We start from the raw sequence: 22,125 nt of genomic DNA on the forward strand, positions 1-22,125 counted from the left end.
ACGAGGCACCGGCCCGGACGCGTCGAACAGTGGCAGGCAGTAGCGACGCGACGGCAAGCCTCAATGCATCGGCCATGCCAGGCGCGGGAGGGAAGGCGCGCGAGCCTTATGTGGCAAGGCCCGCGAGGTGCGAGGGAAGACGGGAAGAAAATCGAACTGTCGTGCGCCGGCCAACGATTTTTTAATGTATGTGTCGGGCCGGCGCGGACAGTGTTCAGTGTGCGGCGGTCGCGAGCGAAGTATCGGCTTCTTTCTCGTTCGTGCGAATGGTGATGACGGCGAGCAGCGCCGCCGCGAGCGGCACGGCGAGCGTCAGATAGAAGCCGCTCGGCCCGCCCATGTTCAGAAACGTGCCGCCGACCGCGGAGCCTGCGATCGCGCCGACGCGGCCCATGCCGATGGCCCAGCCGGTGGCGGTGGCGCGCAGGGTCGTCGGATACGCGCCGACCACGAGATAGTTGAGCGCGATCTGTTGTCCGCCGATGCCCAGCCCCGCCGCGCCCGCGAGCGCGAACACGAGTCCCCACGACGTACCCGCATACGCGAGGCCGATCGAGATCGCGATGCCGAGGGCGAGCAGGGCGATCAGGAGACGCCGCGTGCTGATCTTCGGCAATACGATGGACAGCGGAATCGCGCAGACGATGAACACCGCGTTCACGACGACCGTGCCGAGCGGCGCCTGCGCGGCCGGCAGACCGGCTGCTTTCAGCACGGTCGGCAGCCACGAAAGAAACATGAACCACGCGATCCAGTTGAAGCAGTACACGGCCCAGATCGCGATGGTGTTGCGCGCGTTGCCCTCGCGAAACAGCGCGGCGACGCTCGCGCGCGCGGCGGACTCGCGTACCGCGAAGCGCGCATCGTCGGCGAGCGGCCATGTGACGATGCGCTCAAGCACCGCACGCACGTCGCGATGATCGTCGCGCGAGCGCGTGACGAGATAGTGCAGCGATTCGGGCAGCGCGAACCAGAGCAGCACGAGCAACGCGAGCGGCGCCGCGCCGCCCACGACGAACACGCCTTCCCAGCCGATCACCGGCATCATGCGCGCGGCGAGCAGGCCGCCCAGCATCGCGCCCGCGGGCAATCCGAGCAGCACGCCGGTCATGATCGCGCCGCGATGCCGCGCCGGTCCGTATTCCGCGGCAAGCGCGAGCAACACCGGCGTGCAGCCGCCCATGCCCAGCCCCGCGATGAAGCGCAACAAGAGAATCTGCCCGGTGCCGCTGGCAAACGCCGTGGCGAGCGAAGCGATGCTGAACAGCGCGACGCCGCCGAGCAGCGCGGGACGCCGCCCCACGCGATCGCCGACGAGCCCGAGCGTCATCGCGCCGATGGTCATGCCGAGCGTGCCCGCGATCAGAATCGGCGCGAGATCGCCCGGCGCGAGACTGAATGCCGCGACGATGGCCGGTCCGGTATAGGCGATGGCTTGCGTATCGAAGCCATCGAATAGCGTGGTCGCGAAGCAGAGCAGAAAGATGGCCCATTGAAAGGGCCGGACGCGTTCGCGGTCGATCAGCGACGCGATATCGAGAGGCGTGCTCATGGTGTCTCCATTGTTGGTCTCCGTCGAAGAGTAGAAGAGCCACGCGCGCCGCGTCCAATACCGATGCGGACTGGCGCCATACCGTACGGGTATCGGCACCCTCATTCGACGCTCATTGTCCGCGCCTACGATGCGAAGCATCCAGGGCGGCGCGGCTTCATCGAACCTTCGCACTGCCTTTCGTTGCAGTACTTTCATCGAGGAGTACACCATGCGTCACTATCCATCGGACAGTCCGCGCGCGGCGGCGCGCATCGTCGTGATGTCGCTGATCGCGGACGGACATATCGGCAGTGCGGAAGTGGAAGAACTCGAGCGGCGCGGCTTCTATGCGCGGCTCGGGCTTCATGCGGGCGAATTGCATGAAGTCGTGCGGGAAGTGTGCGAGGACCTTACGCGTTGTTCGTACCTCGCATGGGACGACATATGCCGCGTCGATGCGCACGTCGTGTCACAACTCGCGCAAGAAGTCAGCGACGAACGCATGAGACGCGACGTGCTCATGCTCTGCGAGTCGGCGGTCGTCGCGGACGGCGTGATGACCTGCACCGAGGCCGCCGTCATCGATACGGTGAAGCGCGCCTGGCGCATGCACTGAAAGCGCGTCAAAGGAGACGACATCATGCAAAAGCATATTCTTGTCGCGGTGGGGCCGGCGTTCAGCCATGCCGCGCTCACGCTCGGCATTGCGCGCGCCCGCGAATGCAATGCGCGCATCACCGCGCTTCACGTGGTGGACCGCACGCCCTTCTGGGCGGTATCTTCGGCGCAGCACGATTTCGGCGCGGCGCTCGCGCACGTCGAAGCTCATGCGCGCGAAGTCGAGAAGCGCACGCTTCAGGCGCTGCGCGCATCGAGCGTGAACGGCGCATGCGTGACGATGGACCTGCCCGGCGGCACGACGCTCGCGCGCGTGATCGCGCAGGCGGCGCGCGAGTTCGGCGCGGATCTCATCATCATCGGCCGCACGAAAGAGACTCGCTGGCGCTTCTGGGAAGAGCGCGTGTCCGACGCGGTGAGCCGTCACAGCAATCGCCGCGTGCTGATCGCGCCGAACATTCGTGCGCCCGTTGCAACAAAAGCGACACCGTTACGTTTTACCATCGTCGATTCCACGCAGCGCAAACCCGCCCCATCGTACAGTTCGAGAGGAAGCTCGCCATGCCGGATCGCATCGTCAAACCGTCCCGACGCACCCTGCTGAAGGGACTCGTTTCCGGCACGGGACTCGCGCTCACCGGCGCGGGTCTCGCCGATGCGCTCGCGCAAGGCGTCGCGCCCGCCGTCGTCACGTCCGGGAAGTTGCGTCCGCAACTGCCCGGCGGCGTGATGAGCGGCGACACGACCGCGACGAGCGGCATCGTCTGGAGCCGCACGGATCGTCCGGCGCGCATGATCGTCGAATACTCCTCGAACGAGAGCTTCAGGACCTTTCAGCGGCGCATCGGGCCCGCGGCGCTCGAAAGCAGCGGCTTCACGGCGCGCGTCGATCTCACGGATCTTCCGTCGGGCGCGGACATGTTCTATCGCGTGCGCTTTCAGGATCTCGTCGATGGCAAGGCCTATAGCGAACCCTTGACGGGCCGCCTGCGCACGGCATCGCTCGATGCGAACAAGCCGGTCTGCTTCGTGTTCTCCGGCGACGAAGCGGGGCAGGGCTGGGGCATCAACGAGCGCTTCGGCGGTTATCGCATCTATGAGGCGATGCGCCGCGAGTCGCCCGACTTCTTCATTCATCAGGGCGACCAGATCTACGCGGACAGCGTGATCGAGTCGGAGGTGAAACTGCCCGATGGCACGATGTGGACCAACCTCGTCACCGAAGGCAAGTCGCATGTCGCGCAGACGCTCGACGACTATCGCGCGGCCTTCGCGTACAACCAGCTCGACAAGAACAAGCGCCGCTTTGCCGCGGAGGTGCCGTTCCTCGTGCAATGGGACGATCACGAAGTGCGCAACAACTGGTATCCGGGGCAGATCATCGGCGAAGCGGAGAAGCGCTATCAGACGCGCGCGATCAACCTGCTGGAGGCGCGCGCAAAGCAGGCGATGTTCGAATACAACCCGTATCGCATCAACCAGCTCGACCCGGAGCAGGTCTACCGCGGCTTCCGGTTCGGCCCCCTGCTCGATGTCTTCATGCTCGACGAGCGGTCGTATCGCGGCGCGAATTCGCCGAACAAACAGACCCGTCTCGATGCCGACTCGGGCTTCCTCGGCTCGCAGCAGACCGAGTGGCTGAAGGCGTCGCTGAAGGCTTCGCGCGCGACGTGGAAGGTGATTGCGAGCGACATGCCGATCTCGCTCGTCGTGCCCGACCTGAACCCCGATGTGCCTAAGGGCACCTTCGAAGCGTGGGCCAATGCGGACAACGGCGCGCCGCTCGGCCGCGAACTGGAGCTGAAGGAGATCCTCGGCTTCATCAAGCGGGAGAACATTCAGAACGTGGTGTGGATCACGGCGGATGTGCATTACGCGCAGGCGACGTATTACGATCCGTCGCGCGCGCAGTTCACGGAGTTCAAGCCATTCTGGGAGTTCGTCGGCGGGCCGATCAATGCGGGCACGTTCGGTCCCAACGATCTCGACACGACCTTCGGCCCGGACCTGCGTTACGTGAGCGTGCCGAAGGACAATCCGCAAAACCGCTCGCCCGCCGCGCTGCAACAGTACTACGGCCGCGCGAAGATCGATCCAACGAGCCGCGCAATGACGGTCTCGCTGCACGATCTGAACGGCAAGTCGCTCTATGAAGTGAAGCTCGATGTCGAGGCTTGAGCGTCGATGCACCGCAAGCCGATGAGCGTCGCTTCGATGGCGTCTTCGAGCGGCGTGTGCGGTTCATGGCCGAGCGTCGCGACGAGGCGCGCGTTGTGCATGCGGATCGGCGTGCGCCATAGATAGCGCATCTCGCGCATTTCGCGAAACGTCGCATTGAGCGGCGAGGCGAGATCGAGCAGCCACCACGGAAAGGCGCCAATGCGCGGCCTGCGTCCCGTATGGCGCTCGATCACGCGCTGCATCGCGGCGGCGAATTGCGTGCCGTCGTCGTCCCAATGGCCGCGCATGTGAAAGCGCGCGAATGGTTCGAGATTGTGGCGCCGCGCGAGCAGTTCGACCATCGTGCGCGCCACATCCGGCAGATACGACCATTGATGGCCGACGCCGCGCGCGCCCGGATAGCTGATCCTGCCGACCGGCTGGCCCGGTTTCACGAGTCCCTGCGAGAACCAGTTGTTGCCCGCGCGCGGGCCGAAGAAGTCGCCTGCGCGCACGATCAGCACGCGCGCGCCTTCATCGCTTGCGCGCTTCAGACGCGCTTCCATCTCGACGCGAATCGCGCCCTTGCGCGTCACCGGATGTTGGGGCGAATCCTCGCTCAGGAGCGGGAATGCATCAGGGCCGAAGTTGTAGATCGTGCCCGGCAGGACGATGGTCGCGCGCTCGCGCGCCGCCGCAGCGATGGTGTTGTCGAGCATCGGCAGAACGAGTTCGGCCCAGCGCCGGTATCCCGGCGGATTCACCGCATGCACGACCACCGCGCAGCCACGCGCCGCGCGCGCCACGTCTTCGCGATTCATCGCGTCGCCCTGAATCCATTCGATGCCTTCCTCACTTTCTCGGACCGCCGCGCGACGCAAGCCGCGCACGCGCCAGCCCGCATGGCGCAATTGCCGTGCGACTTCGCCACCGATGCCGCCCGTCGCGCCGAGTACCAGAACCGCTTCCTGCTGAGTCATGCCGCGTCTCCATGCCTATATCGACAAGCCGATTCTGCGCGTTTCATCGATGCAATAAAATTGCCGAACAGCGTTGATCGGATATACAAATTTGTATGGCGGAAAACATCGGCTGGGAGTTGTATCGAACGTTTCTCGCGGTGTTGCAGGAAGGCTCGCTGTCAGGCGCCGCGCGCTCGCTCGGCATCACGCAGCCCACGGCGGGGCGGCATATCGAGGCGCTGGAACATGCGCTCAGCGTGAGTCTTTTCACGCGCTCGCAACTCGGCCTGCAGGCGACCGACGTCGCGCTCGCGCTGCGCGCGCATGCCGAGGCGATGCAGAGCACCGCCGCCGCGCTCGAACGCGCAGCGAGCGGTCATGCGAAAGGCGCGGGCGTGAAGGGCGTGGTGCGCGTGTCGGCGAGCGAAGTGGTCGGCGTGGAAGTGCTGCCGCCGATCATCGCGGCGCTGCGCGAGGCGCATCCGCAACTCGTGGTCGAGCTCGCGCTGAGCAACCGCGTGCAGGATCTGTTGCTGCGCGAAGCGGATATCGCCGTGCGCATGATGCGGCCGACTCAGGCGCAACTGGTCGCGCGGCGCGTCGGGCGCATCGAGGTGGGCTTGCATGCGCGCCGCGACTATCTGGACAAGCACGGCACGCCGCGCAACGCGAAGGCGCTGTGGGAGCACGCGGTCATCGGTTACGACAAGCCCAGCCCGTTCCTGCGCGGCGCGAGCAAGACGCTGCCCGGCTTCACGCGCGAAGCCTTCGCGTTGCGTGCGGACAGCGACCTCGCGCAACTCGCGCTGATTCGCGCGGGCGCGGGCATCGGCTTCTGTCAGGTTGCACTCGGGCGGCGCGATGCGCTGATGCGCGTGTTGCCCAAGACCTTCGCGTTCCAGCTCGAAACCTGGGTGACCATGCACGAGGACCTGCGCGCGAGCCCTCGCTGCCGCGCGACCTTCGACGCGCTCGCCGAAGGTCTCGAACGCTATGCGCGGTTGTGACGCGTCAGCGTCATCCGGCGAGCTTCGCCGCCAGTTCGGCGACGTGCTTGCCCTGATAGCGCGCGATATCGAGCTCGTTCTGCGACGGCTTCCGGCTGCCGTCGGGCGCCGCGAGCGTGGTCGCGCCGTAGGGCGTGCCGCCCGAGACCTCGCTCATGTTGGTGAGTCCCGCGCACGCATACGGCACACCGACGATCACCATGCCGTGATGCAGCAGCGTGCTGTGAAACGACGTGATGGTGGTTTCCTGCCCGCCGTGCTGCGAAGCAGTCGATGAAAACACGCTGCCGATCTTGCCGATCAGCGCGCCTTTCACCCACAGCCCGCCGGTCTGGTCGAGAAAGGTGCGCATCTGGCCGGCCATGTTGCCGAAGCGCGTCGGCGTGCCGAAGATGATGGCGTCGTAATCGGCGAGCTCGTCGATGCTTGCGACGGGCGCCTGCTGATCGAGCTTCACGCCGATCTTCGCGGCCTGGTCGGCGGGAATCGTTTCGGGCACGCGCTTCAACGTGACTTCCGTGCCCGCGACGCCGCGCGCGCCTTCGGCGATCGCCTGCGCCATGGTCTCGACGTGGCCGTACATCGAATAGTAGAGAACCAGTACTTTCGCCATGATGTGTGTCCTTGGTTGAGGGCAGAGATGCGCATTAAAAGATAGGCATCGGTTCGGGCATGCGCAAGGAATTGGCCTGCCCGCACGAATGCGAAGCGTTCATGGACGCAGGCGCAGGCCTTCGACGACAATCACGCCAAACCCGTATGGAGACACAACCGTCATGAATGGCCACGCCTTGCTCAGCGCGAACCTGCTCATTGCCTATTCGGCGTATTTCGTCGGCACCGCGAGCCCGGGGCCCAGCAATCTCGCCATCATGTCGATTGCGAGCACGTCGGGCCGGCGCGCCGCGTTCGCGTTCGCGGCGGGCGTCATGTCCGGCTCGTTCTTCTGGGCGATGCTCGCCGCGCTCGGCCTTTCCGCGGCGCTCACCGCGTATTCGGGTTTTCTCGTCGGCGTGAAGATCTGCGGCGGGCTGTATTTGCTGTGGCTCGCGTTCAAGTCGGGACGCGCGGCGCTGAAGCCGCCTGTGCGGACTTCTTCAACGGACGCGCAAGGGCAGAGCGCCCGCAAGCTCTATGCGCGCGGCGCGCTCCTGCATCTGACCAACCCGAAGGCGATTCTCGTGTGGATGTCGGTGGCGGCGCTGGGCTCGTCGGCGGGAGAGGGGCCGGCGCATATGCTCGTGGTGGTCGCGGGCTGCCTGTGCATCGGCGCGTGCGTGTTCGGCGGCTACGCGGCGCTCTTCTCTATGGCGTCCGCGCGGCGCATCTACAGGCGCATCCAGCGCGGCCTCGATGCGTGCCTCGCGCTCGCGTTCGGCGCGGCGGGCATCCGTTTGCTGACCTCGCGCGTGTGAGCGCTGTAGCGAATTAGCCGCACCTCGCGCACTCAGGCTTTGCTTCCGGGCGATCGGCGTCTACGCTCAAACCAGACGCCCGATCAATTCGCATGACAATGCCATCCGACGATCCCGCCCGAAGCCCCCCATCGATTCTCAACGAAAGCGCCGCGATGTTCGGCGCGCTGGCCCGTATCGTCCGCGATGCGCTCACCGCGCTCGGGCGCGAGCTGATCGCGTTTCGCCCGACGCCCGCGCGCGCCCTGTTCGCGACGCAGGCGATGCTGTCCGTCGGGCTCGCGGTCGCCCTCGCGTACGGGTTCCATCTGAGCAACATCTGGTGGGCCGCGATCAGCGGCTTCGCGGTGATGCAGTCGAAGTTCTCGGCGTGCGCGCAGCGCGGCGTGCATCGCGTCGTCGGCACGGTGGCGGGCGCGATCATCGGCGCGGTGGCGGGACCGTTGATCGGCGACGTGCCGTGGATCTTCGTGCCGCTGCTCGGGCTGATCGTGGGCGTTTCGGTGTATCGCGCGCTCGTGTCGGATGCGGGCTACGCGTGGGTGCTGGGCGGCGTGACCTCGCTGATGGTGACCTTCGAGGCGCACCGGCTCGTATCGGCGTCGGTGACGGCGTTGTTCGCGCTGTTGCGCGTCGCGGAAGTGGCGGTCGGCACGTTCGCGTGCGTGGCCGTGTCGGCGCTGTTTCATGCGGGCTTGCAGCACTATCGCAAGGCGCGCGGCGCGGCGCCGGTGCCGCGCGCGCAGGCGGCGTCGACGGTCGATCGCGTCGATGGCGCGGGCGCGCAAGCCATTACCGTGTTGCCCTCCGACGCGGCGCGGGCCGTGCAGACGCTCGATGCGTCTCACGTCGCGGGCGCGGAGCTGGCGGCGCACGTCATGCGCAGGCGTCTCGCGTGGCAGGGCGCGTGGTCGGTGATGATTCTCGCGACGCTCGCGTATGCGTGGAATTTGCCCGGCTTCGCGCAGGCGATGGTGACGGCCGTCGCCGTGCTGATTCTGCCCGCATCGGCGCTCGGCAAGCCGACGCGCAAGCCGATTGCCGAGCGCATGATCCAGCGCTTTCTAGGCTGTCTGCTCGCGGGCGCGGTGAGTCTCGCGCTGCTGCCCTTGCTCGGCGATCACGCGTTCGCCTGCATGATCGCGCTGTGCGCGGGCGTGTGGATCGGCTGTCACGTGCAGACAGGAACGCAGGGCGCCAGCTATGTCGGGCGGCAGTTCAGCATCGCGTTCATCATGGTCTTCGTGCAGGATCATCACTGGTCGTCGGACCCGCAGCCCGCGCTGATGCGGCTCGCCGGCATCCTCGGCGGGATCGTGGTGTTGTCGGCCGTGATGGGGATAAGCGCGGCGTGGTCGGAGCGCAAGGCGATGCGGTGACGTGACATGGCGCCAGCCGCATCGCTTTTCATTGCATCAGGCTTCTTCGGCCCAGGCGAGATTCTCGCGCGCCATCAGCGCGCTCGATGCCGCCGGCCCGAACGTGCCCGCCGTGTAGCCGCGCGGACGGTCGCCCAGTTCCTTCCAGCCGTTCAGGATCGGCTCGACCCACGTCCATGCCGCTTCGAGTTCGTCGCGCCGCATAAAGTGCGTGAGACGCCCGCGAATCACGTCGATCAGCAGGCGCTCGTACGCTTCCGCGCGCCGCTGCGTCATGGCCTGCTGCAGGTCGAGATTGAGCGTGACCGGCTGCATGTGCATGCCGCTGCCGGGTTCCTTCGCCATCATCTGAAGCTGGATGGATTCTTCCGGCTGCAACGTGATGGTCAGGCGATTGCCGTAATGACGCGGGCCGTCCGGAATGATCGAGAACGGCAGATCCGCGAAGTCGATGACGATCTCCGAGCGCCGGTTCTGCATGCGCTTGCCCGTGCGCAGGAAGAACGGCACGTTGGCCCAGCGCCAGTTGTTGATATGCGCGCGCAACGCGACGAAGGTTTCCGCGCGGCTGTCGGCCGGCACGTTCGCTTCTTCCAAATAGCCCTTCACGGCTTCACCGCCCACCGCGCCCGCCGTGTACTGGCCGCGCACCGTGTCGCGCGCGATGTCCGCGACGGTCATCGGCCGCAGCGATTTCAGCACCTTGAGCTTTTCGTCGCGCACGGCGTCCGGGTCGAGCGACACGGGCGGTTCCATCGCGACGATGCACAGCAGTTGCAGCAAGTGGTTCTGCACCATGTCGCGCAGCGCGCCGGTGTGATCGTAGAAGCCCGCGCGGCTGCCCACGCCCACCGTCTCCGATACCGTGATCTGCACGCTCTTGATATACGGCGCCTGCCACAGCGGCCCGAAGATCGCGTTGCCGAAGCGCAGCACCATCAGGTTCTGCACGGTTTCCTTGCCGAGATAATGGTCGATGCGATAGATCTGCTCTTCCTTGAAGTGCTTGCCCACCGCGTCGTTGATCGCGCGCGCCGAGGCGAGATCGTGGCCCAGCGGTTTTTCAAGCACGACGCGCGCGTTGTCATCGAGGATGCCGGCGTTGTCGAGGTTGGTGCAGATGGTGACGAACAGTTCGGGCGAGGTCGACAGATACAGCACGCGCTGCGAGCCGGGGCGTGCGGCTTCGGCGAGACGCTGGAAGTCGCCGGGATTTTCCACGTCGATGCGCACGTAGTCGAACAGTGCGAGGAATTTGTCCCACGACTGCGCATCGAAGACTTTCGCGTCGATGAACGGGCGCGCCTGTTCTTCCATGAAGTTCTTCAGGTAATCCTCGCGCGACCAGTCCTTGCGGCCGATCGCGAGAATGCGCGTGTCGGCGGGCAGGTTGCAGTGCGTGTGCGCCATGTAGAGCGCCGGCAGGAGCTTGCGCGCGGCCAGGTCTCCGCCGCCGCCGAAGATGATCATGTCGAGCGGGCGTTCGTTTAAGGGAGAAGTCGGATTCGTCATGGTGCGTGAGCCGGTAAAGGTTCAGAAAGGCCGAAAGCGCGGCGATCGGTGCGATCGTTCGAGACAGCTATGTTGCATGTTTTGCCGCTATTTTGCACGGCGAGCGTGCTAACGCCCGTTCGATTCGATCACGGAACGATGAAATCCTGCGGACAGCGGGCGTGTTTAGCGCGCTCAGCGCAACGAGTCGTCGGCGCGCAGCGTCGTCACGGCCAGATCGAGGAACGCGCGCACCTTCTGCGTGACGTGGCGTCCCTCGCGATGCACGAGATGAATGGGCAAGGGCGGCGGCTCGAACTCGGCCAGCACGATGACGAGCTTGCCCTCGTTCACATGATGCGCGACCTGATACGACATGAGCCGCGCGATGCCGAAATCGGCGAGCGCGGCGGCGATGGCCGAATCGTTCGTGGTCGTGGTGAGACGCGGCTGCGCGCGCACGAGAAACTGCCGCTCGCCGTCATGCAGGCGCCATTCCGGCGGCGAAGACGAGCCCGTCGACGAGATGATCACGTGTTCCGCGAGATCGTCGGGATGACGCGGCGTGCCGTGCTTGTCGAGATACGCGGGCGAAGCGCACAGCACGCGCCGCACGCGCCCGACGTTGATCGCCTGCAACGACGAGTCCGGCAATTGCGCGATGCGCACCGCCACGTCGATGCCTTCGTCCACGAGATTCACGACGCGGTCGACGAACCAGCAGCTCGCATCGGCTTCAGGGTAGCGGCGCAGATAGTCGAGCACGATGGGCGTCACGTGCAGCCGGCCGAACATGACTGGCGCGGTGATGGAAAGCAGGCCGCGCGGCGACGAATGCGTGCCCGTCGCGGACAGTTCGGCCACGTCGATTTCGCCGAGAATGCGGCGGCAATCTTCGAAGTAACCGCTGCCGGCATCGGTGAGACGCACGACGCGCGTCGTGCGCGTGAGCAGGCGCACGCCGAGATGCTCTTCGAGTTCCGTCACGACGCGGCTCACGACCGACGGCGATACATCTAGCTTGCGCGCCGCCGATGCGAAGCCGCCGGTCTCGACCACCGTGACGAAGGTCGTCATTGCCTGTAACCGATCCATGGGAAAGCGCGGAGACCCGCACGCTTGAACGATGCCGTGCATTCTCGGGTATCCGCGCGCGCCGCACAATCCGCGCAACGCAGTCGATGGCTCAGAGTTCGAGTTCCAGCGTGTCGCCGGCGTCGGCGGCGGGCCGCGCGCAGCAGATCAGCGCTTCGTCGTCCTCGACATGGAACGCCGGTTCGCTTTCATACGACACCGCGCCTTTCGCGATGCGCGTGCGGCACGTGCCGCAGGTGCCGCCCCGGCAGTTGAATTCCGCGTCGACGCCCTGCGCTTCAGCCAGTTCCAGCAGCGTGCCGCTTCCCGGCTTCCACTGCGCTTCTTTCCCCGACTTCACGAACTTCACGACTGCTTCAGTCGCGACGGGGCGCATTGCCTTTGCATCGGCGCCGTGATCCGCCGTGCGCTTCAACGATGACGGACCGAACGCCTCGGCGTGGATGCGCGTATCGGACACGTTGAGCGCGCGCAGGCCGTCGTAGATCGTCTGCATGAACGCGCCCGGGCCGCACAGATAGAAGTCGTAGTCGTTGAAGGGCAGGCGGCTCGTCAGCAGGTCGATATCGATGCGCCCAGACGCGTCGTAATCGCGCTCGAGCTTCGCATCGGTCGTGTCGCTCAGCACGCGGATCACGTTCACCGCGCCGCCCGCGCTTCGCGCAAGCGCATCGATTTCCTGCGCGAACGCGCGGCTTTCGAGCGAATGCGCCGACACGATCATCCACACCGGACGCACGCGGCGCTTTCTCACGCCTTCATAGACGACGTGCCGCAGCATCGCGAGCATCGGCGTGATGCCGACGCCCGCCGCCATCAGCACGGCGGGACGGCGCTCGAACGGATCGATCGTGAAGTCGCCCGCGGGCGCGCGCGCTTCGATGATGTCGCCGGTCTTCAGCGTGTCGTGCAGATGCGCCGACACGCGGCCGTCGCGCTTCACGCTGATCCGGTACACGCCATCCGACGGCGCCACCGACAACGTGTAAGTGCGAATCTGCGCTTTCGTCTCGCCGGGCAGCGTGACGCGGATCGGCAGATGCTGGCCGGCCTTGTGCGGAATCAGGCCGGCGTCGTCGGCGGGTTCGAGATGGAACGAGCGGATGGCGGCGCTTTCATCGACGACCTTGCTCACGCGGAAGTTGCGCCATACGTTCGCCAGCGCGGCGGCCTTCAGGCGCTCGGTCACCTGCGCCCAGTCGCCGGTCATCAGCGAATTCGGCGATGCGCCGTCGCCGCGCGCCTTCCATCGCAAGGGCAGCGCATCTTCGCGATAGACGATCCGGCGCGGCGTGAAGCGCCATATCCGTTCCGCGCCCTGAAACGCGGCGATTTCCGGCGAATCGAGCAGCACTTCGGCTTCACCGGCGAGTTGCAGCAGCGCGCCGGTTTCGAAGTCCGCGAACACGAGGCCGGCGCGCCCGTTCACCAGAATGTTGCCGAGCGTGTTGAAGAACAGATTGCCCGCGAAGTCGGGAATGGTGAGCGCGCCGTCGTCGGAAAGGCGCACGAAACCGGGCTTGCCGCCGCGATGCGATACATCCACTTGCCGATGCCCGTCGTCGCGATCGAAATACGAGGCCACGAAGAAGGCGTCCGCGCGCGCGATCATTTCTATCGCGCGCGGCGACAGCGTGTCGAGGACGAGCGGTTGCACCGGCGACGGCGCGGCCGGCGCGCGCACGAACTCGAAATCGCGCAACTGGATGTACTGCGGGCAGTTGCCATAGCTCTGCTCGACGGCGACGTCGAACTTCGCCCGCGCGCCATCGCGACGAATCACGCCGTTCATGCGGTTGCGCCGCCGCGTGTGCAGCTCGATGCCGAGCAGGCCGATCGACTGGCCGTCGTTCATGCCGGCGTCGGCGGGATCGAGCGGATCGCGCGCGTGTTCGAAGGAAAGCGTCGTCGCGTCGGGCGTGTGCATGAAGCCGGGATGCCCGGCGATGAGCGTCGCCCACGGATCGCCGCGTTCGTCCACCGTGCCCGCGACCATGAACGGCAGTTGCGCAAAGAATTGCCGATGCTGGTCGGGCATGTAGCTGCGCACGACGCGCCGCCCGACGTCGTCCATGCGCTCCTGCACGCCGAACGCCTTCTGAATGGCGAGTTCGCCGGGATGCCACGGCGCAGACCCGGCGACGGGCTTCGGAACGACTGCGGATATCGCGGAAGTGGTCATGATCGTATGACTCCACGCACGGGCGACGGCGCGCACACGCTGCCGTCGCCGCGTCACTTTAAGCCGCAAGACCGGCGGCTGTCTTCTGGAAGGGCACGAAGCCGGGCAGCGCTTCGACACGCGCGAGCCACGCGTTCACGCTGGCGTAGCCGGACAGGTCGACGTTGCCTTCGGGCGCGCTGGAAATGTAGCTATAGAGCGCGATATCCGCGATGGTCGGATGCGCGCCGCCGATGTCCGCGATCCAGTCACGCGTGGCGAGCTGCGCGTCGATGATCTTCAGAATGGCGTGCGCGCGGGCGATGACTTCCTCCGCGTTGAACTTCGCGCCGAACACTGTGACGAGGCGCGCGGCAGCCGGCCCGAAGGCGATCTGGCCGGCGGCGACCGAGAGCCAGCGCTGCACGGCGGCGGCTTCGGCGGGCGTTTCGGGGAGCCATTGCGTCGCTCCGGATTTCTTCGCGAGATAGACGAGGATCGCGTTCGAATCGGCGATGACATTGTCGCCGTCGACCAGTACGGGAAGTTGCCCGAAGGCGTTCAGCTTCAGATATTCGGGCGTCTTGTGCGCGCCCTTGGCGAGATCGACGAATTCTTCTTCGTGATCGATCCCGAGCAGGCCGAGAAAAAGACGCGCGCGGTGCGCATGCCCGGACAGCGGATGGTAATAGACCTTCATGGCAAGTTCCCTTGGTTGATTGACGGCCAGATGTCCTGGCCTGTGAATCAAGTATGGGTTCCTGCGCCTGGGAGGAGAATGGGGCGGAAAATCAAATCACTCTTCTCGAAACGAGAATGGTGAGCGCCGCAAGCGCCTGCGGCTCACGTCTCGATTGCTACTGACTCGTCGGCACGTTCGCCTTGCTGCCCGCGAGCGGCGAGCCGTAGCCGCCGCTGTTCGCGTTGTTTGGCAAGCCATTGACGAGCTGGGCGCGCGGATCGCTCGGATTGAGGTTGAGCTCGCCGGCCTGGGCGTTGCCGTGCGTCGGATACTGGCTGCCGAGCGGCGCGTCGGGCATCAGCTTCGTGCTGTTTTGCGGCGCATACATGTCGGTTTCGACGCTGGGATGCAATTGCGCGCAGGCGGACGTGGCGGCAAAAGCCGCAGCGGCGATGAACGGGGCGGGTCTGAGATTCATGCGTGACTCCTGAAAGGCCGGTCGCGCTTTTTAGTGTAGTCCGCACGTGAACGGCGAACGCGATTCCCCTACCGTCAACCAGTCCAGAATTTGTTCCCCGGGGCGCGTTATTTCTTGTGCTTCTTGAGCTGCGCCTTGCGTTTCGGCCGTTCGTCGATGATGCGGGCGCGATGCTTGTCCTTCATCTTCTTCCATTTCCTGCATTCGTCCTTCGTGCGCAGGCAACCGATGCAGAGGCCGGTTTTCTCGTCGAATTTGCAGATGCTGATGCAAGGTGAGTCCACTGCCATGATCGATTGGTGCTAACGGATGAGTAGCCGCGAATGTCGCACGCGCGATGCCCGCCCATCCAACTGATTGTTCCGATGGTCGCGATAGAGCGGGGACACACTCCCGTATTGCCTCACCGCTTGCAGCGAATACAGTAGAATTCGGCTCCCGAACAGTCTCACCTCAAGCGCGCCAGGCGTCGCCAATACGGCACGCGCCTTGCTTGATCGTCGCCTGAGACCTGCACGTAAGCTGACGGTGCAACGCGCAATTCGTGCGCTGCGCGCCTCCCAATCAAAAAGCGAGCCGTTCCATGCCGCAAGCACCCGGGCCGCGCCGGCCACCCGCGAAAGTCCTGCCGCCCGAAGCGCCCGGCGTTCGCGCGCTGGCCTCGCTGGTGACGGGCGTCGTCGTGATCTGCGCGCTGTACTTCGGCCGCGCGGTGATGATCCCGATCATTCTCGCGATCCTGCTCAGTTTCCTGCTCGCGCCATTCGTCGATTTCCTGCGCCGGCTGCGTTTCGGCCAGGTGCCGTCGGTGATCGTCGCCGTGGTGATCGCGCTGTCGGTGCTGACCGCCGTCGGCGCGCTGATCGGCGCGCAGGTCGCGCAGCTCGCGGGCGATCTGCCGAAGTATCAGGTTGCCGTCGAGCGCAAGATCGACACCGTGCAGAGCATGACCGTGGGCCGCGCGGATGCCTTTCTCGGGCGCGCGTCGCGTGCGCTGAAGCGGCTGTCGCCGGCGCGCGATCAGGAGCCGAAGAATGAGGACAATCCGGCCGCCTCGCCGATCGACCAGCCGATGCCCGTCGAAGTGCATCAGCCCACGCCGACGCCGCTCGAACTTGCGCAGCGCTTCCTGTCGCCCATTATCAGTCCGCTGGAAACCACCGGCATCGTGCTCGTCGTCGCGGTGTTCATCCTGTTGCAGCGCGAGGATCTGCGCGACCGTCTGATCCGGCTGTTCGGCTCGCGCGACCTGCACCGCGCCACCACCGCGATGGACGAAGCCGCGCGCCGCCTGTCGCGCTATTTCCTCGCGCAGCTCGGCATCAACATGGGCGTGGGCATCGTCATTTCGATCGGGCTTGCGATCATCGGCGTGCCGGGCGCGCTGCTGTTCGGCGTGATGACCGCGCTGCTGCGCTTCGTGCCGTATGTCGGCACGTGGATCGCGGCGATCATCGCGGTCGTGTTCGCGGCGGCGGTCGGTCCCGGCTGGGCGATGCTCGTGTGGACCATCGTGCTGTTCGGCGTCACCGATATCGTCGCGGGCCAGGTTGTCGAGCCGCTGCTGTACGGGCATAGCACGGGGCTGTCGCCTTTCGCGGTGATCGTCGCGGCGATCTTCTGGAGCTGGATCTGGGGGCCGATCGGCCTCGTGCTCTCGACGCCGCTCACGCTGTGTCTCGTGATTCTGGGCCGCCACGTCGATCGCCTCGAATTTCTCGACGTGCTGTTCGGCGACCGGCCCGCGCTCACGCCCGCCGAGAACTTCTATCAGCGCCTGCTCGCCAACGATCCCGACGAAGCGCTGGTGCAGGCCGAGACGCTGCTCAAGGAGCGCTCGCTGATCGCGTATTACGACGAAGTCGCGCTAGAAGGGCTGCGCTACGCGCACAACGACGTGCTGCGCGGCGTGGTGACGGCGGACCAGTTGCGACGCATCAACGAGTCGGCGCTGGATATCATCGAAGGACTGGAAGATGCCGACGACACGGCGGTGAGCGTTGCGCCGCGCGAACAGTTGCCCGCGAGCTTCGAATCGCCCGACGACGCGCCGCTCGCGCCAGAAATGCCGCCCGCGCGCTTCGATGCGGTGGCGGAAGGGCACACGGCGTCGGTGCTGTGCATCGCGGGGCGCAGCGAGCTCGACGACCTCGCGGCGACCATCGCCGTGCAACTGTTCCGCAAGCACGGCCTGCACGCGGACCTGGCGGGCTACGACCGCTTCTCGCGCGGACGCTTCGGCGAAGTGACGCTCACCGGCGTGTCGATCATCTGCGTCGTGTCGTTCGATGCGGCCGAGTCGCCGCCGTATCTGCGCAATCTGCTGCGGCGGCTGCATCAGCGCGCGCCGACGGCGGAGCTGATCGTCGGGCTGGTGTTTCCGGAAAGCCCGCTGCAAGGCGAAGTGCTGGTGCGCACGAGTTCCGCGGCAGTGTCGTTCCGGGAGCTGGTGGACGCGTGCGTGGCCGCCGCGCGCCGTCAGTCCACCGACGGCGTGCCGTGGGCGGGCCTGAACGACACGGATGGCGAGGCCGCGCTGAACGGCCCGGACGGCGCGGCGAGCGCCGACGTGCCTGAACTGCGTAACGCGTGAGGGGCGTGAGGCCGCGCGTCAGCGGTTGCCGTCGAACAGATCGTTGAGCATGGTGTCGAAGGCGGCTTGCGCGTCTTCGAGCTCCTGGAGCGCGGCGTCGAAGGTTTGCAGCGCCATCTGCGACGGGCGGCCGTCGCCTTCCGGCGGGAACTGCGTCTGCAGCGCGAGAAAGGCGGCCTGAACCTGGCGCGTCGCGTTGACGATACGTTCCATCGCTCGCGCTTCTTCTGCTCGATTGTTCTCAGCGGTCATCGGAAACACTCCTCGTTGGCAATGCTCCGATAGTACCAAGCGACGCGCCTCTCGCGGTTCCGTCTCGTCGTCCTTTCCGCCCTTTCACGCCTTCGCGACGGTGAAGAGGCGCACGGCCTCGTCCAGCACCACGGCGCGCTCGGCGAGGCGCTTGGCGGTGGCCGCGGCCTGCTCGACGAGCGCGGCGTTCTGCTGAGTCGAATCGTCGAGATGGGCGACGGCCTGATTCACCTGCGCGATGCCGTCGGCCTGCTCGCCGCTCGCCTTCGCGACTTCCATGATGATCGTCGAGACGCGGTTCACGGCTTCGTCGATCGCGCGCATCTGGCTCGTGGTGCGCGTGACGAGGCTCGTGCCTTCCGCGATCTGCGCGACGCTGGTCGCCACCACGCCTTCGATTTCCTTCGCCGAAGCCGCGCAGCGCTGCGCCAGATTACGCACTTCGGTCGCGACGACCGCGAACGAGCGGCCGGCTTCGCCCGCGCGCGCCGCCTCGACGGCCGCGTTCAGCGCGAGGATGTTGGTCTGGAAAGCGATGCCGTCGATGACATCGGTGATGTCCGCGATGCGCCGCGACGCCGCCGTGATGCCCGCCATCGTCTGCTCGACCTGGCTGGCGATGCGTCCGCCGTCGTCGGCCGCGGCCTGCGCTTCCTTGACGAGTTCGAGCGCGCGCACGGTGGCGTCGGCGTTGCCTTGCACCGTGGTGGTGAGCTGATCCATGGTCGCGGCGGTCTGTTCGAGCGAGGCTGCCTGCATTTCCGTGCGGCGCGACAGGTCGGTGTTGCCGCTGGAGATTTCGTTGGCGGCGTCGAGCATGCCGCCGATCTGGCCGCGCACGTCGAACACGATCGCCGCGAGATTCGCCTTCAACTGGCCGAGCGCGCGCTGCACGTCGCCGAGATCGTCGTGGCGGGCGTCGGGCATCTCGGCGGTCAGATCGCCGGCGACCATGCGCGCGGCGAAGCCGGACATCGTGCGCACGGGGGCATCGACCTGACGCGACAACGCGACCCATGCCGCGACGCTCGCGGCCGCGCTTGCGCCGAGCGTGCACCAGAACGGCAGCGGCGGCGCGCCGTGCCAGCCGACGAGCGCGGCGATCAGCGAGACGACCGGCACGGCGGCGAATGCCGTGCCCAGACGCGCGCTCACCGGCAGGTTGGCGAGCGCGGCAAGCCTGCCGGCGATGCCGTCCTTCACGAGCACGCCGCGCACAAGCCGATGCGACGCCTGGCCGGACTTGATCTGCGCATACAACGTGGTGGCTTCGCGGACTTCGTCGCGCGTCGGCTTCACGCGCACGGAGAGATAGCCCACGACCTTGCCGTGCTTCATCACCGGCGTGACGTTGGCGCGCACCCAGTAGTGGTCGCCGTTCTTGCGGCGGTTCTTGACGAGCGCGGTCCACGAGCGGCCGGCGCGGATCGTCGCCCAGAGATCCGCGAAGGCTTCGCGCGGCATGTCGGGATGACGGATCAGGTTGTGCGGCTGGCCGATCAGCTCGTCGCGCGAGAAGCCGGACACCGACACGAAAGCCGGATTGCAGTACTGGATGTTGCCGGAGAGATCGGTGGCGGAGACGAGCATCTCCGAGGCGGGAAAGTCGAACTCTTGCTGGGTGACGGGCTGGTTGGTGCGCATGATGTCCTTGTTCTTCTCGATGCGCGCGCCGCGCGGATTAAGGCGCGGCGCGCTTCGGATTACAAGGGCATAACGGCCTTAATCCCCACGATCTTTAGGGGAATCCGAGCAAAACGCTCAAGTGCGGCGGAATGTCGCCGATGCATGCGCGAGCGTCGCGCGGACGGTTACTGCGCGCTCCAGCCGCCGTCGATCTGCAGCGCGGAGCCGCGCATTTCGCTGGCGGCGTCGGAGCAGAGGAACACGGCCATGTCGCCGATCTGCTGCGCGGTGACGAACTGCGCGGACGGCTGCTTGTCGCCGAGCAGCTTGGCGCGGGCGGCGTCGGGCGAGAGCGACTCGCGGGCGGCGAGGTCGTCGATCTGCTTTTGCACGAGCGGCGTGAGCACGAAGCCGGGGCAGATGGCGTTGACGGTCACGCCGGTGCGGGCGTTTTCGAGCGCGGCGACTTTGGTGAGGCCGAGAATGCCGTGCTTGGCGGCGACGTAGGCCGACTTGCCCGCCGAGCCGACGAGGCCATGCACCGACGCGATATTGATGACGCGGCCCCAGTTGCGCGCGCGCATTTGCGGCAGCGCGACGCGCATGGTGTGGAAGGCCGAGCTCAGATTGATGGCGATGATCGCGTCCCAGCGGTCGACGGGAAATTCCTCGATGGTCGCGACGTGCTGGATGCCGGCGTTGTTGACGAGGATATCGACGGCGCCGAATTTTTCGTTCCCGAAGGCGAGCATCGCTTCGATTTCCTCGGGCTTGGTCATGTCGGCGGGGTGGTGAGCGGCCTGTGCACCCGTCGATTCGATCTGCTTCAGGGCGGCGGCGGTGTCGCCGAAGCCGTTCAGCACGAGGTTCGCACCGGCGTTGGCGAGCGACGTGGCGATGGCCAGGCCGATGCCGCTGGTCGAGCCGGTGACCAATGCGGTTTTTCCTGCGAGGGGCTTGTTTTGCTGGGTCATGTGCGGTTCTTTTCCTTTCAGTTCTTTGGAGGCGTTCGTGCGGCCCTGGCGATTTCCGTTGTGAGTTTGGATTGCCGTGGCGGCTGGGGATATTAGGGTTGGCTTGGGTTTTCGTGAAATCCCGCGGATCAGGATTTCACGACCCATCCACCCGCACCGCGCAAGCGAAAATCCTCAAACAATTCCGGTCAGGTAATACACGGCGATCACAAAGAACACGGCGAGGGTTTTAATCACCGTCACCGCGAAAATATCGCGATAAGACTCCCGATGCGTCAGCCCCGTAACGGCGAGCAGCGTAATGACCGCGCCGTTGTGCGGCAACGTATCCATGCCGCCAGAGGCCATCGCCACCACCCGATGCAGCACTTCAAGCGGAATATGCGCCGCCTGCGCCCCCGCGATGAACGTATCCGACATCGCCGCCAGCGCGATACTCATGCCGCCCGAAGCCGACCCGGTAATCCCCGCGAGCGAGCTGACCGAAATGGCTGCATTGACCAGCGGATTCGGAATGCTCTTCAGCGCATCGGAGACGACGAGAAACCCCGGCAATGCCGCGATCACGCCGCCGAAGCCATATTCGGAAGCCGTGTTCATCGCCGCGAGCAAGGCACCCGCTACCGCCGCGCGCGTGCCTCCCGCAAAGCGCTCCTTCACCCGCGAAAACGCCGTCAGCAACACCAGCACGATGCCGAGCAGCAGCGCGCCTTCCACGGCCCAGATCGCGACCACGGTCTTCACGGCGGTCGTAACCGGCGCATGCACGCCCGGCAGCACTTCCGGCGGCACCGTATAGCTCGCGCCGTACCACGTCGGAATCCACTTCGTCAGCGCGAAGTTCGCGACACCGACGAGAATCAGCGGCGCGATCGCCAGCACCGGATTCGGCAGCGACTTCGACTCGACACGTTCCGGCTCGTTCACCAGCGACGTGCCGTAGCCTTCGCCCTTGGCCATCGCCGAGCGGCGGCGCCATTCGAGGAACGTCAGACCCACGACGATGATGAACAGCGAGCCGATCACGCCCAGCCACGGCGCGGCCCAGCCGGTGGTCTTGAAGAACGTCGTCGGGATGATGTTCTGGATCTGCGGCGTGCCCGGCAGCGAATCCATCGTGAAGGAAAACGCGCCCAGCGCAATTGCGCCCGGCATCAGGCGCTTCGGAATATTGCTCTGGCGATACATCTCCGCCGCGAACGGATACACGGCGAACACGACGACGAACAGCGACACGCCGCCATAGGTGAGCAGCGCGCACACCGCGACGATCACCGCATTCACGCGCGACCTGCCGATGTAGCGAATCGCGGCCGCCACGATCGACTCGGAAAATCCGGACAGCTCGATTACCTTGCCGAACACCGCGCCGAGCAGGAACACAGGGAAATAGAGCTTCACGAAGCCGACCATCTTCTCCATGAAGATGCCGGAGAAGACCGGCGCGACGGCGGCCGGATCGGTGAGAAGGACGGCTGCGAGCGCCGCGATCGGCGCAAACAGGATGACGCTGTAGCCGCGATACGCGGCGAGCATCAGGAACGCCAGGGCGGCGAGCACGATGATGAACGACATTGAGTCTCCGGGAGTGGTTTGTTCTTTGGAACGTTGTCCGCGCGCTTCTTTTGAAAGCGCTGCCGGTGCGAGGGCGCGCACCGCGCGGGCGTTATGCAGTTTTCATGCCAATGCGCGAAACCC

At 66.0% G+C, this 22,125-nt stretch carries 20 protein-coding genes; 7 read left to right on the top strand and 13 right to left on the bottom strand.

The window, feature by feature from the left end; all coding sequences use genetic code 11:
* Nucleotides 1-214: 214 nt before the first annotated feature.
* On the bottom strand, nt 215-1,552 hold the full coding sequence (locus AWB79_RS18035) for an MFS transporter (protein ID WP_061168793.1): 1,338 nt from the start codon (nt 1,550-1,552) through the stop codon (nt 215-217).
* Nucleotides 1,553-1,763: 211 nt separating this feature from the next.
* On the opposite strand from AWB79_RS18035, the gene AWB79_RS18040 reads away from it, so the two are divergent.
* Genes AWB79_RS18040 through AWB79_RS18050 form a run of 3 tightly spaced genes read left to right on the top strand, consistent with a single transcriptional unit; the run spans nt 1,764 to nt 4,330 of the window.
* The gene (locus AWB79_RS18040) at nt 1,764-2,150 is read left to right on the top strand and encodes a hypothetical protein (protein ID WP_061168887.1); all 387 of its coding nucleotides are present in this window, start codon (nt 1,764-1,766) and stop codon (nt 2,148-2,150) included.
* A gap of 24 nt (nt 2,151-2,174) precedes the next feature.
* Entirely contained in the window at nt 2,175-2,756 is a 582-nt protein-coding gene (locus AWB79_RS18045) for a universal stress protein (RefSeq protein WP_061168794.1), read from the top strand.
* On the top strand, nt 2,714-4,330 hold the full coding sequence (locus AWB79_RS18050) for an alkaline phosphatase D family protein (RefSeq protein ID WP_061168795.1): 1,617 nt from the start codon (nt 2,714-2,716) through the stop codon (nt 4,328-4,330). Before AWB79_RS18045 ends, AWB79_RS18050 begins: the two co-directional genes overlap by 43 nt.
* Here the strand turns inward: AWB79_RS18050 and AWB79_RS18055 are convergent.
* On the bottom strand, nt 4,300-5,292 hold the full coding sequence (locus AWB79_RS18055) for an NAD-dependent epimerase/dehydratase family protein (RefSeq protein ID WP_061168796.1): 993 nt from the start codon (nt 5,290-5,292) through the stop codon (nt 4,300-4,302). The two genes, AWB79_RS18050 and AWB79_RS18055, sit on opposite strands and share 31 nt — an antisense overlap.
* A 95-nt stretch (nt 5,293-5,387) precedes the next feature.
* Between AWB79_RS18055 and AWB79_RS18060 the strand changes: the two genes are divergently transcribed.
* Complete coding sequence (locus AWB79_RS18060) at nt 5,388-6,281, top strand: LysR family transcriptional regulator (RefSeq protein ID WP_061168797.1); 894 nt, start codon at nt 5,388-5,390, stop codon at nt 6,279-6,281.
* A 10-nt stretch (nt 6,282-6,291) separates the two neighbouring features.
* On the opposite strand, the gene wrbA is transcribed toward AWB79_RS18060, so the two are convergent.
* Nucleotides 6,292-6,894: an NAD(P)H:quinone oxidoreductase gene (gene wrbA, locus AWB79_RS18065; RefSeq protein ID WP_061168798.1), complete on the bottom strand. Its 603-nt coding sequence runs from the start codon at nt 6,892-6,894 to the stop codon at nt 6,292-6,294.
* Between the two features lie 163 nt (nt 6,895-7,057).
* Between wrbA and AWB79_RS18070 the strand changes: the two genes are divergently transcribed.
* Both AWB79_RS18070 and AWB79_RS18075 read left to right on the top strand, forming a co-directional pair.
* Nucleotides 7,058-7,696, top strand: coding sequence for a LysE family translocator (locus AWB79_RS18070; RefSeq protein ID WP_061168799.1), 639 nt, complete (start codon nt 7,058-7,060; stop codon nt 7,694-7,696).
* 98 nt (nt 7,697-7,794) lie between these two features.
* The gene (locus AWB79_RS18075; RefSeq protein WP_082862389.1) at nt 7,795-9,075 is read left to right on the top strand and encodes an FUSC family protein; all 1,281 of its coding nucleotides are present in this window, start codon (nt 7,795-7,797) and stop codon (nt 9,073-9,075) included.
* Between the two features lie 36 nt (nt 9,076-9,111).
* Here AWB79_RS18075 and zwf read toward each other — a convergent pair whose 3' ends face one another.
* The 6 genes from zwf to AWB79_RS18105 form a co-directional block, all read right to left on the bottom strand.
* Nucleotides 9,112-10,587 (bottom strand): glucose-6-phosphate dehydrogenase, encoded by a 1,476-nt coding sequence (gene zwf, locus AWB79_RS18080; protein WP_061168801.1) that lies wholly within the window; start codon nt 10,585-10,587, stop codon nt 9,112-9,114.
* 174 nt (nt 10,588-10,761) lie between these two features.
* Entirely contained in the window at nt 10,762-11,661 is a 900-nt protein-coding gene (locus AWB79_RS18085) for a LysR family transcriptional regulator (protein WP_061168802.1), read from the bottom strand.
* A gap of 91 nt (nt 11,662-11,752) precedes the next feature.
* Complete coding sequence (locus tag AWB79_RS18090; protein WP_061168888.1) at nt 11,753-13,843, bottom strand: 2Fe-2S iron-sulfur cluster-binding protein; 2,091 nt, start codon at nt 13,841-13,843, stop codon at nt 11,753-11,755.
* A 58-nt stretch (nt 13,844-13,901) separates the two neighbouring features.
* Complete coding sequence (locus AWB79_RS18095) at nt 13,902-14,522, bottom strand: glutathione S-transferase family protein (protein ID WP_061168803.1); 621 nt, start codon at nt 14,520-14,522, stop codon at nt 13,902-13,904.
* A 157-nt stretch (nt 14,523-14,679) separates the two neighbouring features.
* Complete coding sequence (locus tag AWB79_RS18100) at nt 14,680-14,982, bottom strand: hypothetical protein (protein WP_096031560.1); 303 nt, start codon at nt 14,980-14,982, stop codon at nt 14,680-14,682.
* 107 nt (nt 14,983-15,089) lie between these two features.
* A complete protein-coding gene (locus AWB79_RS18105) occupies nt 15,090-15,272 on the bottom strand; it encodes a DUF1289 domain-containing protein (protein WP_061168804.1) in 183 nt (60 codons plus the stop codon).
* Between the two features lie 293 nt (nt 15,273-15,565).
* Between AWB79_RS18105 and AWB79_RS18110 the strand changes: the two genes are divergently transcribed.
* A complete protein-coding gene (locus AWB79_RS18110; RefSeq protein WP_061168805.1) occupies nt 15,566-17,575 on the top strand; it encodes an AI-2E family transporter in 2,010 nt (669 codons plus the stop codon).
* An 18-nt stretch (nt 17,576-17,593) separates the two neighbouring features.
* Here the strand turns inward: AWB79_RS18110 and AWB79_RS18115 are convergent, their stop codons facing one another.
* The 4 genes from AWB79_RS18115 to AWB79_RS18130 all read right to left on the bottom strand — a co-directional run bounded on the left by AWB79_RS18115 (nt 17,594) and on the right by AWB79_RS18130 (nt 22,002).
* Nucleotides 17,594-17,827: a hypothetical protein gene (locus tag AWB79_RS18115; RefSeq protein ID WP_061168806.1), complete on the bottom strand. Its 234-nt coding sequence runs from the start codon at nt 17,825-17,827 to the stop codon at nt 17,594-17,596.
* Nucleotides 17,828-17,911: 84 nt separating this feature from the next.
* Nucleotides 17,912-19,471 (bottom strand): methyl-accepting chemotaxis protein, encoded by a 1,560-nt coding sequence (locus AWB79_RS18120; RefSeq protein ID WP_061168807.1) that lies wholly within the window; start codon nt 19,469-19,471, stop codon nt 17,912-17,914.
* Nucleotides 19,472-19,638: 167 nt separating this feature from the next.
* Entirely contained in the window at nt 19,639-20,427 is a 789-nt protein-coding gene (locus AWB79_RS18125) for a 3-hydroxybutyrate dehydrogenase (RefSeq protein WP_061168808.1), read from the bottom strand.
* A 174-nt stretch (nt 20,428-20,601) separates the two neighbouring features.
* Nucleotides 20,602-22,002, bottom strand: a complete 1,401-nt coding sequence (locus AWB79_RS18130) for a GntP family permease (protein WP_061168809.1) — start codon at nt 22,000-22,002, stop codon at nt 20,602-20,604.
* Between the last annotated feature and the right edge of the window lie 123 nt (nt 22,003-22,125).

It is taken from the genome of Caballeronia hypogeia (assembly GCF_001544875.2).
In the GTDB taxonomy this organism is placed as follows: domain Bacteria; phylum Pseudomonadota; class Gammaproteobacteria; order Burkholderiales; family Burkholderiaceae; genus Caballeronia; species Caballeronia hypogeia.

Bases quoted from the DNA above. Each gene is read 5' to 3' on its own strand.
- AWB79_RS18035 (WP_061168793.1), bottom strand. From the start codon at position 1,552: ATGAGCACGCCTCTCGATATCGCGTCGCTGATCGACCGCGAACGCGTC.
- AWB79_RS18040 (WP_061168887.1), top strand. From the start codon at position 1,764: ATGCGTCACTATCCATCGGACAGTCCGCGCGCGGCGGCGCGCATCGTC.
- AWB79_RS18045 (WP_061168794.1), top strand. From the start codon at position 2,175: ATGCAAAAGCATATTCTTGTCGCGGTGGGGCCGGCGTTCAGCCATGCC.
- AWB79_RS18050 (WP_061168795.1), top strand. From the start codon at position 2,714: ATGCCGGATCGCATCGTCAAACCGTCCCGACGCACCCTGCTGAAGGGA.
- AWB79_RS18055 (WP_061168796.1), bottom strand. From the start codon at position 5,292: ATGACTCAGCAGGAAGCGGTTCTGGTACTCGGCGCGACGGGCGGCATC.
- AWB79_RS18060 (WP_061168797.1), top strand. From the start codon at position 5,388: ATGGCGGAAAACATCGGCTGGGAGTTGTATCGAACGTTTCTCGCGGTG.
- wrbA (WP_061168798.1), bottom strand. From the start codon at position 6,894: ATGGCGAAAGTACTGGTTCTCTACTATTCGATGTACGGCCACGTCGAG.
- AWB79_RS18070 (WP_061168799.1), top strand. From the start codon at position 7,058: ATGAATGGCCACGCCTTGCTCAGCGCGAACCTGCTCATTGCCTATTCG.
- AWB79_RS18075 (WP_082862389.1), top strand. From the start codon at position 7,795: ATGCCATCCGACGATCCCGCCCGAAGCCCCCCATCGATTCTCAACGAA.
- zwf (WP_061168801.1), bottom strand. From the start codon at position 10,587: ATGACGAATCCGACTTCTCCCTTAAACGAACGCCCGCTCGACATGATC.
- AWB79_RS18085 (WP_061168802.1), bottom strand. From the start codon at position 11,661: ATGGATCGGTTACAGGCAATGACGACCTTCGTCACGGTGGTCGAGACC.
- AWB79_RS18090 (WP_061168888.1), bottom strand. From the start codon at position 13,843: ATGACCACTTCCGCGATATCCGCAGTCGTTCCGAAGCCCGTCGCCGGG.
- AWB79_RS18095 (WP_061168803.1), bottom strand. From the start codon at position 14,522: ATGAAGGTCTATTACCATCCGCTGTCCGGGCATGCGCACCGCGCGCGT.
- AWB79_RS18100 (WP_096031560.1), bottom strand. From the start codon at position 14,982: ATGAATCTCAGACCCGCCCCGTTCATCGCCGCTGCGGCTTTTGCCGCC.
- AWB79_RS18105 (WP_061168804.1), bottom strand. From the start codon at position 15,272: ATGGCAGTGGACTCACCTTGCATCAGCATCTGCAAATTCGACGAGAAA.
- AWB79_RS18110 (WP_061168805.1), top strand. From the start codon at position 15,566: ATGCCGCAAGCACCCGGGCCGCGCCGGCCACCCGCGAAAGTCCTGCCG.
- AWB79_RS18115 (WP_061168806.1), bottom strand. From the start codon at position 17,827: ATGACCGCTGAGAACAATCGAGCAGAAGAAGCGCGAGCGATGGAACGT.
- AWB79_RS18120 (WP_061168807.1), bottom strand. From the start codon at position 19,471: ATGCGCACCAACCAGCCCGTCACCCAGCAAGAGTTCGACTTTCCCGCC.
- AWB79_RS18125 (WP_061168808.1), bottom strand. From the start codon at position 20,427: ATGACCCAGCAAAACAAGCCCCTCGCAGGAAAAACCGCATTGGTCACC.
- AWB79_RS18130 (WP_061168809.1), bottom strand. From the start codon at position 22,002: ATGTCGTTCATCATCGTGCTCGCCGCCCTGGCGTTCCTGATGCTCGCC.